Raw genomic sequence first — 12,924 nt, 5'->3', positions numbered from 1 at the left:
GATGGCGGTGCCCCCTCACCCCGAGCAGAGGAAGACGACAGCCACCTACCGAGTGCAGATCCGTCCCGGCTTCGACCTGGACGCCACCGCCGGGATCGTCGACTACCTCGCCGACCTCGGCGTCAGCCACCTCTACAGCGCCCCGCTGCTGACGGCCACCCCCGGCTCCGCGCACGGCTACGACGTGGTCGACCCCCGGGCGGTCAGCCCGGAGCTGGGCGGTGAAGCCGGTCGGCAGCGGCTGCTGCGCGCGCTGCGCGACAAGAAGCTCGGCCTGGTCGTCGACATCGTGCCCAACCACGCCGGGGTGGCCGTACCGCCGGCCAACCCCGCCTGGTGGGACGTGCTGCGTCGGGGTCGCGCCTCGGCGTACGCCGACTGGTTCGACATCGACTGGGACCGGGGCCGGCTGCTGCTGCCGGTGCTGGCCGACGACCCGGCCGCCCTGGACGACCTCAAGCTCGTCGACTCCGAGCTGCGCTACCACGAGCACCGGTTCCCGGTCGCCGACGGCACCGGCGACGGCAGCGCGCGCGAGGTGCACGACCGGCAGCACTACGAGCTGGTCTCCTGGCGGCGCGGCGACGCCGAGCTGACGTACCGCCGGTTCTTCGCCGTTTCCGGCCTGGCCGGGCTGCGGGTGGAGGACCCGGCGGTGTTCGCTGCCACCCACGAGCTGATCCTGCGCTGGGCCGCCGACGGGGAGGTCGACGGCATCCGGGTCGACCACCCGGACGGGCTGCGCGACCCGGGCGGCTACCTGACCCGGTTGCGGGAGGCCGCGCCGGAGGCCTGGCTGATCGTGGAGAAGATCCTGGAGTACGGCGAGGAGCTGCCGGACTGGCCGGTGGACGGCACCACCGGCTACGACGCCCTCGCCGCGGTCAACGGGCTCTTCGTCGACCCCGACGCCGAGGGCGACTTCACGGTGCTGGACACCCGCCTCGTAGGGCAGCACACCTCGTGGGAAAACCTGACCCACGACACCAAGCTGGCCGCCGCCACCCGGCTGCTCGCCGCCGAGCTGACCCGGCTGGCCGCGCTCGCCCCCGAGGTGCCGAGCGAGCAGGCGCGGGCCGCGCTCGCCGAGCTGGCCGCCGCGTTCCCGGTCTACCGGGGCTACCCGCCGCACGGCGCCCGGCACCTCGCCGCCGCCCGCTCCGAGGCCGGCCGGCGTCGCCCCGACCTGACCACCGCCCTGGACGCGGTCACCCGGCGGCTGCGCGACCCCGACGACGAGCTGGCGCAGCGATTCCCCCAGTTGACCGGTGCGGTGATGGCCAAGGGCGTGGAGGACACCGCGTTCTACCGCTGGACCCGGTTCGTGGCGCTCAACGAGGTCGGCGGCACGCCCGCCCACTTCGGGGTGCCGCCGGCGGAGTTCCACCGCTTCGCCACCGCCCGGCAGGTCCGCTGGCCAGCCAGCATGACCACCGTCTCCACCCACGACACCAAGCGCAGCGAGGACGTCCGCGCCCGGATGGCCGTGCTCAGCGAGCTGCCGGGCCGCTGGGGCGAGCAGGTCACCGCGTGGATGGAGTGCGCGCCGCTGCCCGACCCGGCGTTCGCCCACCTGCTCTGGCAGACCGCCGTCGGCGCCTGGCCGATCGAACGGGAGCGGCTGCACGCGTACGTCGAGAAGGCCGCCCGGGAGGCGGCGACCTCGACCAGTTGGGCCGACCCCGACCCGGTCTTCGAGCGGGCGCTGCACGGCGTGGTCGACGCGATGTACGACGACCCGAGCCTGCACGACGAGCTGACCGAACTCGCGGCGGCGATCACCCCGGCCGGCTGGTGCAACTCGCTGGGGCAGAAGCTCGTGCAGCTCGCCATGCCCGGGGTGCCGGACACCTACCAGGGCACCGAGCTGTGGGACAACTCGCTGGTCGACCCGGACAACCGCCGCCCGGTCGACTTCGACGTACGCCGAGAGATGCTGGCGCGTCTGGACGGCGGCTGGCAGCCGCCGATCGACACCGACGGCGCGGCGAAGCTGCTGGTGGTGTCGCGGACCCTGCGGCTGCGGCGGGCGCACCCGGAGCTGTTCACCGGCTACCGGCCGGTGCCGGCGCACGGGCCGGCGGGCCGGCACGTGGTGGCGTTCGACCGGGGTGGCGCGATCGCCGTGGCGACCCGCCTGCCGCTGGGCCTGGCGCGGGCCGGTGGGTGGTGCGACACATTCCTGTCGCTTCCCGTTAACGAGGTGAAGGACCTGTTCACCGGCCGGGTCTACAGTGGCGGAGAGACCTCCCTGGCCGATCTGCTGGCCGACTATCCCGTCGCACTGCTGGCTCCTCCCACCGATCCCGCGGAGGCTGCGTGATGACCGAATTCACCGTGTGGGCGCCAGACGCCACCCGGGTTCGGCTGCGCCTGGCCGGCGCCGCCGACCACGAGATGCGCGCCGCCGCCGACGGCTGGTGGCGGGTCGAGGTGCCCGACGCCGGCCTGGACTACTCCTTTCTGCTGAACGACGACGAGACTCCGCTGCCCGACCCCCGGTCGCCATGGCAGCCTGCGGGAGTGCACGGGCCGAGCCGACGCTACGACCACGCCGCCTTCGAGTGGACCGACAGCTCGTGGACCGGGCGGCAACTGCCCGGCAGCATCCTTTACGAGCTGCACGTCGGCACCTTCACCCCGGAGGGCACCTTCGACGCGGCCATCGACCGCCTCGACCACCTCGTCTCGCTCGGCGTCGACCTGATCGAACTGCTCCCGGTCAACGCCTTCAACGGCGAACACAACTGGGGGTACGACGGCGTCTGCTGGTACGCCCCGCACCAGCCCTACGGCGGCCCGGACGGCCTGAAACGCCTCGTCGACGCCGCCCACGCCAAGGGGCTGGGGGTGATCCTCGACGTCGTCTACAACCATTTCGGGCCCTCCGGGGCCTACGCGCCGCGGTTCGGGCCCTACCTCGCCGAGCAGAGCAACAGTTGGGGCCGCTCGGTCAACCTGGACGGCCCGCGCTCCGACGAGGTACGCCGCTACATCATCGACAGCGTGCTGATGTGGCTGCGCGACTACCACGTCGACGGCCTGCGCCTGGACGCCGTACACGCCCTGCCCGACACGCGAGCGGTTCCGCTGCTCGAAGAGTTGGCCATCGAGGTCGAAGCGCTCTCCACCCACCTGGGCCGCCCGCTGTCACTGATCGCCGAATCCGACCTCAACGATCCACGGCTGATCACCCCTCGCGAGGCGGGTGGTTTCGGGCTGCACGCCCAGTGGAACGACGACGCGCACCACGCGTTGCACACGTTGCTGACGGGGGAGCGGCAGGGCTACTACGGGGACTTCGGGTCGCTGGAGACCCTGTCGGACGTGCTGACCGGCGGCTTCTTCCACGCCGGCACCTGGTCCAGCTTCCGCAACCGCCACCACGGGCGGCCTCTGGACCCGCGCGTCCCTGGGCACCGGCTGGTGGCGTACCTGCAGAACCACGACCAGATCGGCAACCGGGCTACCGGTGATCGGATCTCGGCTTCGCTGTCGCCCTCTCTCTTGCGCGTGGGGGCTGTGCTGCTGTTGACCGCGCCGTTTACGCCGATGCTGTTCATGGGGGAGGAGTGGGCGGCGTCTACGCCGTGGCAGTTCTTCACGTCGCATCCGGAGCCGGAGTTGGCTACCGCGGTGGCTCTGGGGCGGCGTCGGGAGTTTGCCTCGCACGGGTGGGCTGAGAGGGACGTGCCTGATCCGCAGGATCCGCAGACGTTTGTGCGGTCGCGGTTGGACTGGGCGGAGCTGGACAAGCCGGAGCATCGGGAGATGTTGTCGTTCTACCAGCGGCTGATCGCTCTGCGTCGGTCGTTGCCGGACCTGTCTGATCCTCGGTTGCACGCGGTTTCGGTGCAGCATGGGGACCAGTTCCTGCTGATGCGGCGGGGGGAGACGCTTGTGGTGGCGAACCTGGCTGGGCGGGGGCAGGGGATCTCGTTGCCGGGGGTGGCGCGGCGGGTGCTGCTGGCCACGGGGGAGGGTGTCACGGTGATGCGTGACCGGATCCAGTTGCCAGCGGAGACGGCGGCGATCGTGGCGCTCTAACGTCTGGGCGTCCGTGCACTTAACTTTTACGGCGCTTCATGCTCTCCTTGTAGAACCGCTAAGTAAAGTACGCGCCGCTTCGAAGCGGTGTGCGCCCTATGGGCGGCGAGGGTGCGCTGAGCCGTGGGGACCATTCATCGTCGACTCCACGTAGGTGGGCTCGACTGCTTCGGCCGGCCTCTCGCCGGGCGGTCGCCACTCCGGACGGTACCTGCGGCGATCGCTCGTCGCTACGTTTCGCCATACGGTCGTCCCAGGCGTGAGCTAGTGCCTCGTCATGCAGCCTTGAACGGGTAATCCGGGTGGCGGATCTTGGAGTTGGTGGCATATCCGGTTTTTGGTCGGGCGTGCTGGTTGCGCCATCGGATGTAGTCGCCGATGGCGGCGTCCTGCTCGGCGTGGGTCCGGTGGTCGGTGCCGTTGAGCGCGAAGTACCGCACGGCGGCGAACTCGGCTTCGATCCAGTTCAGCCAGGACGCGTAGGTCGGCAGGAACACCAGCTCGACCTGGTTGGCTTCGCACCAGGCGCGGACCTCGGGGTGCTTGTGCGGGGAGAAGTTGTCCAGGATGACGTGCAGCGTCTGGTCGGGCCAGCGGCGGCGCAGGGTCTTGAGGAAGCTGAGGAACTCGCGCCACCGTTTGCGGTCGCGGATGCGGTAATGCAGCCGGCCGGTGGCCAGGTCCAGGGCGGCGATCATGTGCCGGACCCCTTGGTCGCGGGTGTAGGTGGCCCGCAGCCGCACCGGCTCGCCCTGCGGTCGCCAGGCCCGGCCGGGGCGGGGTTGCAGGTTCAGCGGCCCGAACTCGTCGACGCAGATCACGCGCCCGTCGGCAGGTGGATGGTCGTAGAGGTCCAACACGCGGCGCATCTTCGTAGTGAAGTCGGGGTCGGTGCTGGCCTTCCACGTCTTCGTGGCCTGCCAGGACACCCCGCGCTCGTGCAGGATCCGCCGGACGGTCTCCACGCTGATCGTGCTCACGCGGCCGGTGTCGATCAGGTAGTCGCGCAGCTTGGCAAGTGACCAGCAGGAGAACGGCCGGCCGAGGAAGCGGGGGTCGCACCGGGCGATGACGCAGATCCAGTCCCGGGTCTGCTCATCGATCCGTCTCGGTGCGCCCCCGCTCCATTTTGGGTCCAGCGCGTCGAACCCCCGCTCGTTGAACGCGTGGATCACGTCCCGCACGTAGTCCTCGGTCACCTTGAGCAGGTGGGCGATGTCCGGCGCCGGCTGCCCCTGGGCGGACATCAGCACCACGATCGCCCGTCGCAGCTTCACCGGATCCTTCGCCGTCCGACCGATGCGCTGCAACCGCTGCCCCTCGGCCATCGAAACCTGCCGGACGAACACCTCCGGGCGTCTACCCACTGGCCACCACCTCCCAAGAATCGTTGGGAGACAGCCTGCCCGACACGTCCTCAGAACCGACGGATTACACGATCAACGTTCAAAGACGAGGCACTAGTCACCTAAGCCTCAGGTCGCCTTGAACCCATGCCTGCAACACCGAGGCCTCCCGCAGCTCCTCACCCGATCGGTCTGGGCCCGTTAGTCGACTGCTGCTCGGTACGGGCTGACGATGTGACCGGCACCGTCGCAGAGGTCCGCGACGACAACGTTCTCACAGGTCGGAGTCAGATGCTGCCCGATTGGAAGCCACATTGCCGTCGACGGTTGTGTCGCAATGTCGACACTAATCCGAGACGGAATTGTCGTACTTCTGGTTGCCGTGATCCGATTTTTGAAGCACAGTCTTGGCTCAAATAAAAGTCCCCCAAGAAGCCGCCCCTCGGATTGATCTACTGAGATGAGTCCCTCCGACATCGACTGCAACCCCGGCCACAGCCCTGCTAGAGTCCGAGGATAAACGTGTCCAATCCGCCTCAACCCAATCGAGCAGCACTCGCTGCGGCGTTTCTTGCTGCGGTTCTGCCTCCGACAGCAGGGGTAGCGTTTCTGAAGGATCGCTACATGGATAACCCCTCCATCCTAATTGGCGGTATCATCGTCTGGGAGGTAGCTCTCTTTCTGTGGATTTTCCTTGGGAAGATCATGCAGGAGCTCCAGAAGCGATGGTCCGACAGATTCGTTAACATAGTCGATCAGTGGCTCATACGGACATTCTCTCGATATGGCCGAAAATATCAGAGATACCTGCGTGAACTGTACCTCGACATGGATTTAAAGGGCCTTCCACTACGGGGGATATACTCACTTGCGGCGGATCAGGTATTCGTAGACATCAGCCTTTTCCCGCAACACATACACGAAATACCTAGCGGTCTGCTTGAGGGAGGAGAGCCTCAAATTGACCGATTCTTGCCAGGAATCCGGCTTCACGTGTGGAAGCTGCTACGCCGGCACGGAAATCGACCGGACCCACTGGCAATACTAGGTCCACCGGGAAGCGGAAAAACGACGCTCCTCAAATATATGACCTTGACCATGTTGCATCGAGGCAGAAAGGCCCGACGCCTCGGGGCACCGAGGGCGAAGATGCCGATTCTGCTATTCCTGAGGGAGCATACTAAGAGCATCATTCAGAATAGTGACGTTACCGTCGCTTCGCTGCTTAGGTCTTCGCTTATGGGGTCACCAGCCGCAGCCGACCCGCCCCGCTGGTTCGAACGACAGCTCGAAAGGGGGCGGTGCGTAGTCATGCTCGACGGGCTGGATGAGGTTGTGGAGCCCCAAGACCGGAGACAAGTTGTTGATTGGGTCGACCGGCAAATCGCTATCTATTCAAACAACTATTTCGTAGTAACCTCGAGGCCATATGGTTACAAATCGTATCCGGTCAGTCGCGCTACATCGGCTCGCGTTCGCCCGTTCACTGAGCATCAGATCGACCTGTTTGTTCATCAGTGGTATTTGGCCACTGAAAGACGACGAGCAGGCCGAATCGATGCTGGGGTTACGTTCAGAGCGCAGGATGGCGCCAAGGATTTGATGCGGCGATTGCGCTCAAATATCAATCTTCACACGCTTTCGGTTAACCCGTTGCTTTTAACAATGATCGCCCATGTTCACTACTACCGTGGAGCGCTCCCGGGTACACGCGCTGAACTGTATCGCGAGATATGCCAGGTACTTCTAGGTCGACGACAGGACGCGAAGCGGATCTCAAGTGACCTAAGCGTTGATCAGAAAGAATATGTGATTCAGCACCTCGCCTTCGAGATGATGAAGAGGAGGCGAGTCCGGATCACGGCCGAGGAGGCAGCCACAATTATCGCGCCGCATCTAGGGCGGATGAGTATTCGTCTTGATCCCCGCGACTTCTTGCAAGTCATTAGAGACGAGTGCGGACTACTCCTAGAAAAGGAGGCCGGAATCTACGCTTTTCCTCACCTCACTTTTCAAGAGTTTCTATGCTCGCGGTACATTGCTGAAAAGAAGTTGGAGTCAGTGCTCGTCGAGCGCGTCACCGACCCTTGGTGGCGTGAAACCACCCTGCTATATGTCGCACAACTGGGCGCTGATTCCGTGGTGGCAGCTTGCCTAAGGGAAGCCGCCAACCAAGCGGCACTCGAACTTGCCGTCGGTTGTGCAGATGAAGCGCGCGAACTATCGCCGGAGCTGCGGGCAGAGCTTGAGGAGGCATTGAGCTCGAATGCGGCGACTGGCAGCACGGAGTCTCGCATCATGGCGGCGACGGTAATACTCGGACGGACCATGCGAGAAGCGGTTCGAGCTAGGGAAGATGCCTGGCTCAGCAGGACCCCGATTTCAGTCAGAGAGTACAAGTTGTCAATCCCCCGGCGGTCCGACACGGCTCTTCTAGGCGACCCTCAGCGCCCAGCGCTTATCAATGGAGAATCGCAGGTACAGCAATTTGTTCGGTGGGCGTCGAGCATCGTGGGCGAGGTCCGGCTGCCAACATCCGAGGAAGTGAGGATGGCCGTCTCGGACGACCTGTTGATAACATCGGGTCACGCAATTTGGACTTCGCGTCCGGCTAACGCCCCGGGCCTCTTTACCGAGCATTTACCGCCGGTCCCAGAATTCGAAAGACGTGTGCGAGATCAATTGCGCCAGGACGCCGCCGCTTTCCTTCGATTCATTTCGCATGAAGACGAGAGTGATGATGAGAGTCCGAACCATCGGGTGTTGTATGCGATTGAACGAAATATCCCGCATAGATTTGCGGCGCTAGTGAGCCTCGCCAGCGGATTGGATTTCCGCACCCCGCCCCCCAACGTGCAATTCACTCTCAGTGCTTCCCAGCTTACGCTGACGGTCAAGGATTCCATTCTGGGCAAGAACAGCACCGCTTCTATACGATACGATGATTGGCGCGGAAACTCCCTTGGCGCGATTGGCAGCGACCTGCCCGGTCTGCCAATGTTCGCCTACCCTCTGCAGAAGAACGCCTTGAGCGTCGAACAGATGTTCAAAAAGCTCGACGCATTGTACGGCGGAATGCGGCATCAACGGATACAGCACGAAGAATCAGGCGCGCCTCGCCTCATTGCCGCGATAGCAGGTATTCTACGAGGATTGGTATCAGACAAGGGTGTCGGCGAGCCGGTCGCCCAAAATGACGAAGGTCAGCAGGTAGGAAATTTCGACCCCTCGAACATAAGGCATCTGCTTGTGATTGCGCGCATCGCGTCGGCGTCAGCTGCTCTGGAGTTACGAGAACCTATGCACGACTCCGCCCCTGTCAGTCCACGCAAGCTTCCCCTTCAAGGGCGCCGAGGATTCTTCCAGGGTAACCAACGGAGGGCGCATTGGCACCCAACCTTGGCTCAACTAACAAGCGAGCTTTGTGTGCTTGAATGGCGGCGGCGAGGCGAGCTGCCTCCCAACGAAGTTGTTTTCCTTGCGCGCAGCTAAGATTCGCGATGATTCGCCGTTTCTGTCAGTAGATGGCGATTGTCTCCTCAAAGACGTCGACCGGTTGCATGGGGTCAGGGTTTGGGTCTGGCGGCGGCCGGTCGCGAATGTCCCGGAGGCGCTCGGTCATCGGAAGGACGGTGTACCGTCCGCTCGTGGGCGGGTAGAGGTAGCTGTCCGCGTCCTCGATCTGGGAGGGGGTGAAAGCATGGCGGTGAAGCCCGACACCATCGGAGCCAGGATTCGCTACTGGCGGATGCGCCGTGGCGGAATGACTCAGGCCGTCCTCGCCGGGCTCGCTGGCGTCACCCAGTCCTACGTGTCTCAGGTCGAGTCGGGTAGGAAGACCATCGACCGTCGCTCCACTCTGGTCGCTCTCGCTGCCGCACTCCAGGTCACGGTGGCCGACCTGCTCGGCCAGGGCACCGAGTCCGGTGACCCGGCCCGCGAGAGCGCCGCCGAGTGCGTACCGGCGATCTGGTCGGCCCTGATCGAGATCGAGGACGGCGAACGCCGCCCGTCGACCTACACAAAGGATCGCCTGGCTGCCGAGATTGCCCGGACCGATCGGCTCCGCACCTCGTGCAACTACCCGGCCATGGCTCGCATGCTCCCCAGCTTGCTACTCGGAGCCGCCGCCGTAGGCGGCATAGTGCTCGTCCAGGCCACTTACCAAGCCTCCACCTGCCTGCGGAACCTCGGCTATCGCCACTTGGCCCTCAACGCCGCCCGCCTCGCGGTATCGGTCGCCGAGGACTCCGCAGATTCGGCGTGGATCGGCGCGGCCAGGTTCGCCTACGCCCAAAGCCTGCCGATTGAATCCGCACCACTCGCTTCCCGTGCTGCGGACCGGTCGCTGGCCGAGCTGCAAGCCGACGCCGCCGACGAGCGAGTGCGACAGGTGCTCGGACAGCTCCACCTCACTGCCGCGCTGACCTCGGCAGTGAGCGGCCGCCTGGACGTGACTCGCGACCATCTCGCCGAGGCAGCCCGCGAGGCGGCGACGCTAGGGGATCCGACAGATGGTGCCGGGTTCAACGGCTGTGGGTTCGGGCCGACCAACGTGCAGCTCTGGGAGATGTCCATCGCCGCGGAGCAGGGCGAGTCCGGCCGTGTGATCGAGCTGTCCCGGACGGTCCGACCGCAGGTGCTCACGGCATCCATCCGCCAGCAGTCCTACTGGCTCGACGTCGGCCGAGCGCTGGCGGACGGTGGTCGCCGGGACGCCGAGGCGCTGGCGGCATTCGTGCAGGCTGAGCGGGCCGCACCGGTCCCGTTCGCCATCAACCCACTCGCCCGCGATGCCGTGGTGACGCTGGCACAACGTGCTCAGCGCCGCGCCATCCCCGACGAGCTGCGGCTGCTCGCCGGTCGCATCGGCATCAACCTGGCCGCATAACTGGCAGTAATCCCGCCATCACCAATCCGCCCTACTGTCCGGTTTGGGACGAACTCGCGTCCCGTTGGCCTGGTGTGTCGGTGGTCGATCCTGAGCATCACCGCTGGGCCTCTGCCGAGGAGGCGGGCATGAGCAGTCAGAACGACGACGCTCCGGAGAACAAAGGCAAACAGTCGGAGGTGGCCGAGCGGGAGGCCGCCAAACAGCGCCTCCTGGCCCAGGCCGAGGCGGAGCGCGTACCGGTGGAGGACACGACCCGCGCGGTCCCGGACCGGCGGTGGCGGCGTGACCAGCGATGACCTGCCGATCGGCCGGCGAGTGGCGCGCTGGCGGGTGCGGCGGTCGATGACGCAGCAGATGCTCGCCGACCGGTTGCGTAGGTCGAAGAGCTGGGTGGACAAGGTCGAGCGGGGCGTCCGAGCCCTGGACCGGTACTCGGTTATCCAGGAGCTGGCCCACGTGCTGCGGGTCGATCCAGAGGTGCTGCTCGGCCAGCCTCGGAGCACCCCGGCCGGCACGCCGGACGGGGTGGACGACATCCGGACCGCCCTCGCCCGCCGCAAGGGCCAGACCGGACGACGGAAGAGGTAAGAAGGCAGGTCGGGTACGCCTGGTTGAGCTACCAACACGCGCACTACGCGCAGTTGGTGCGGGTGCTGCCGGGCCTGCTCGATGCCGCCCAGGGCGCGCAGTCAGCGGAGCTGCTGGTGCACGCGTACCGGATCACCTCGTCGGTGCTGGTGAAGCTCGGCGAGGCCGACCTCGGGTGGCTGGCCGCCGACCGGGCCATGGCCGTGGCGGGCGACGCCCGAGTCCTCGCGGCGACGGCGGCCGTGTCGGTCGGCCAGGCACTGCGCGCGTCGGGCCGGGACCGCCTGGCCCTAGCCGCGACGCTCACCGCCGCAAACCGCGTCCTCCCACCCCCCACCCGCCTCGGTGATCATGAGGTTGGCGAGCTTCGTGGAGATCAAACCGTCCGTCAACCTCATGATCACCGAGGTGAGGGCGCGCCCGGGTCGCGGCGGCCGGTGGGGGAGTGGGCCGTGGGTGGGACGTTGCTGCTCCAGGCCGCCCTGGCCGCCGCCGGCTGCGGCGACGGCTGCCGCGCCGAGGAGCTGACCGACCGGGCCGCGGGGGTCGCCGCCCAAATCAGGGGGTACGACGACACGCACCGGACCAGTTTCGGGCCGATCGCCGTCGACCTGGCGCGGGTGGTGCTGGCGGCGCAGCGCGGTGACGCCGTCGAGGCGGTGCGGCGGCACGCGACCGTGATCCGGCGGGAGGCGTGGCGGCGGCTGCCGGCTGAGTACCGGGGCGCGTACCTGGTGGATGCCGCGCGGGCGTACCTCCAGGTTGGTGACCTGCGCGGCGCCGCACGCGCCCTGGTGGACGCGGACAGCGTCGCGCCGGCCGAGGTTCGGTGCCGGCCTCTGGCGCGTACCGTGATCGCCGAGGTTGCCCGGGGTCACCCGGCGCCGGCCGGCGTGGCGCGACTGGCGACGCTGGTCGGCCTGACCCGATAACCGGCCCCGCCTTCACGAGCCGTGTCGCCGGGTATCAACCACCCCTGTTGGCGCTTGGGTTGCTTCCCTAGTCTGTGGCGGCCCAATAGGTGTCGGACGTAGTGCTGACCGTCGCATCCTTAGGCCCCGGCACAACGGGCTCGGACGCCGCACGAGCGGGCTGTGCTCGAAGGAACAGAAGGATGAGGGCGGCAGCGACCACGAAGGGGGTCAGGCCACACACAAGAGCCAATGTCACCGTCATCCGTGTGCCGCTGGGCGAAGCCACCACAGCCTTGGCACCTGCTTCAGCGTCCATGCCAGGAGAGCCGATGGCAGAGTCGGTCTGGGTTTGTCGCCTGGGGCGGACGTACACGGCCACCGCCAGGAGCACGAGCCACAGCGGCACCAGCAGGGGAGCGAGCGCCGGCCAGACGGGCCACACAGGCTCGGTGAGCAGCTTTGTGGTCATCATCCAGGTGACGGCGACGCCTGGGAGTAGGCCGACCGTCACCAGGGTGCCGACCAGCAGGGGTACGGGTGGACGCTGCCGTGCCACCAGCCAGAACAGCGTCGCGCCGGCGGCGGCACCGAGGAGGGCGCCAGCGACCGTGACGGCGAGGAACCCGTTGGGTACGGCCGGTGCGACGGTCAACGTCGACCCGCTCGCCGAGTGGTTGAGCGTGACCGTCAGCCCGTCCCTCTCGGCCCGCCAGCCGTCGCACAGGTAGCCCGGCACGCGACGGAGGCCCTGCCACCCCTGCTTCGCGGTGCTGCGTCGCAACTGCTCAGACAGCGCGCAGTCAGCGCGGTCGTGGTACCAGAAGTCAACCTGACCCGAGCCGAAGTCGTCGGCAGCGAAGTTGACGTCGAACCGGGAGCCATTCACGACCTGGTTCGAGTCGTACGGCACCTCATCGGGGAGCACCTCCGCCGCCACTTTCCGCGCCTGGTCATAGGTGGGCGGCGTGACGCCGCGGCCGCCGTACCAGGAACCGACGCTAAGGCCGACCGTGCCCAGCAGCACCGCGCCGAGCAGCAGCATCGAAACACGGCGCAGCCGATGATCCACCGGTCCACCCCCTGTCACCGTGCGGCAGAGGGTAGCGCGCACTCATCTGTCCGTGGTGTCACCCGA

The 12,924-nt window shown here is 66.7% G+C and carries 9 protein-coding genes; 7 read left to right on the top strand and 2 right to left on the bottom strand.

Annotation, left to right across the window (positions count from 1 at the left end):
- Nucleotide 1 precedes the first annotated feature (1 nt).
- Nucleotides 2–2,323 carry a malto-oligosyltrehalose synthase gene (treY, locus tag OG990_RS12665; protein ID WP_406080580.1) on the top strand — a complete coding sequence of 774 codons (2,322 nt, stop codon included), beginning with the start codon at nucleotides 2–4 and terminating at the stop codon, nucleotides 2,321–2,323.
- Nucleotides 2,323–4,047, top strand: a complete 1,725-nt coding sequence (treZ, locus tag OG990_RS12660; RefSeq protein ID WP_406080579.1) for a malto-oligosyltrehalose trehalohydrolase — start codon at nucleotides 2,323–2,325, stop codon at nucleotides 4,045–4,047. The genes treY and treZ overlap by 1 nt, the downstream gene beginning before the upstream one ends.
- Nucleotides 4,048–4,322: 275 nt before the next feature.
- Here the strand turns inward: treZ and OG990_RS12655 are convergent, their stop codons facing one another.
- Entirely contained in the window at nucleotides 4,323–5,414 is a 1,092-nt protein-coding gene (locus OG990_RS12655) for an IS630 family transposase (RefSeq protein WP_406077147.1), read from the bottom strand.
- A 603-nt stretch (nucleotides 5,415–6,017) separates the two neighbouring features.
- Between OG990_RS12655 and OG990_RS12650 the strand changes: the two genes are divergently transcribed.
- From OG990_RS12650 to OG990_RS12630, 5 genes are all read left to right on the top strand, one after another.
- Entirely contained in the window at nucleotides 6,018–8,885 is a 2,868-nt protein-coding gene (locus tag OG990_RS12650) for an NACHT domain-containing protein (RefSeq protein ID WP_406080577.1), read from the top strand.
- 208 nt (nucleotides 8,886–9,093) lie between these two features.
- Entirely contained in the window at nucleotides 9,094–10,284 is a 1,191-nt protein-coding gene (locus OG990_RS12645) for a helix-turn-helix domain-containing protein (RefSeq protein WP_406081737.1), read from the top strand.
- Between the two features lie 128 nt (nucleotides 10,285–10,412).
- Nucleotides 10,413–10,583 (top strand): hypothetical protein, encoded by a 171-nt coding sequence (locus tag OG990_RS12640; protein WP_406080576.1) that lies wholly within the window; start codon nucleotides 10,413–10,415, stop codon nucleotides 10,581–10,583.
- Nucleotides 10,570–10,875, top strand: coding sequence for a helix-turn-helix domain-containing protein (locus OG990_RS12635; RefSeq protein WP_406080575.1), 306 nt, complete (start codon nucleotides 10,570–10,572; stop codon nucleotides 10,873–10,875). Before OG990_RS12640 ends, OG990_RS12635 begins: the two co-directional genes overlap by 14 nt.
- A 23-nt stretch (nucleotides 10,876–10,898) precedes the next feature.
- Nucleotides 10,899–11,807: an XRE family transcriptional regulator gene (locus OG990_RS12630; RefSeq protein ID WP_406080574.1), complete on the top strand. Its 909-nt coding sequence runs from the start codon at nucleotides 10,899–10,901 to the stop codon at nucleotides 11,805–11,807.
- Between the two features lie 67 nt (nucleotides 11,808–11,874).
- Here OG990_RS12630 and OG990_RS12625 read toward each other — a convergent pair whose 3' ends face one another.
- Nucleotides 11,875–12,858 (bottom strand): hypothetical protein, encoded by a 984-nt coding sequence (locus OG990_RS12625; RefSeq protein WP_406080573.1) that lies wholly within the window; start codon nucleotides 12,856–12,858, stop codon nucleotides 11,875–11,877.
- Between the last annotated feature and the right edge of the window lie 66 nt (nucleotides 12,859–12,924).

This window comes from Micromonospora sp. NBC_00858 (assembly GCF_045207365.1).
GTDB lineage: Bacteria > Actinomycetota > Actinomycetes > Mycobacteriales > Micromonosporaceae > Micromonospora.
This window is presented reverse-complemented; position numbering and strand designations above follow the sequence as displayed.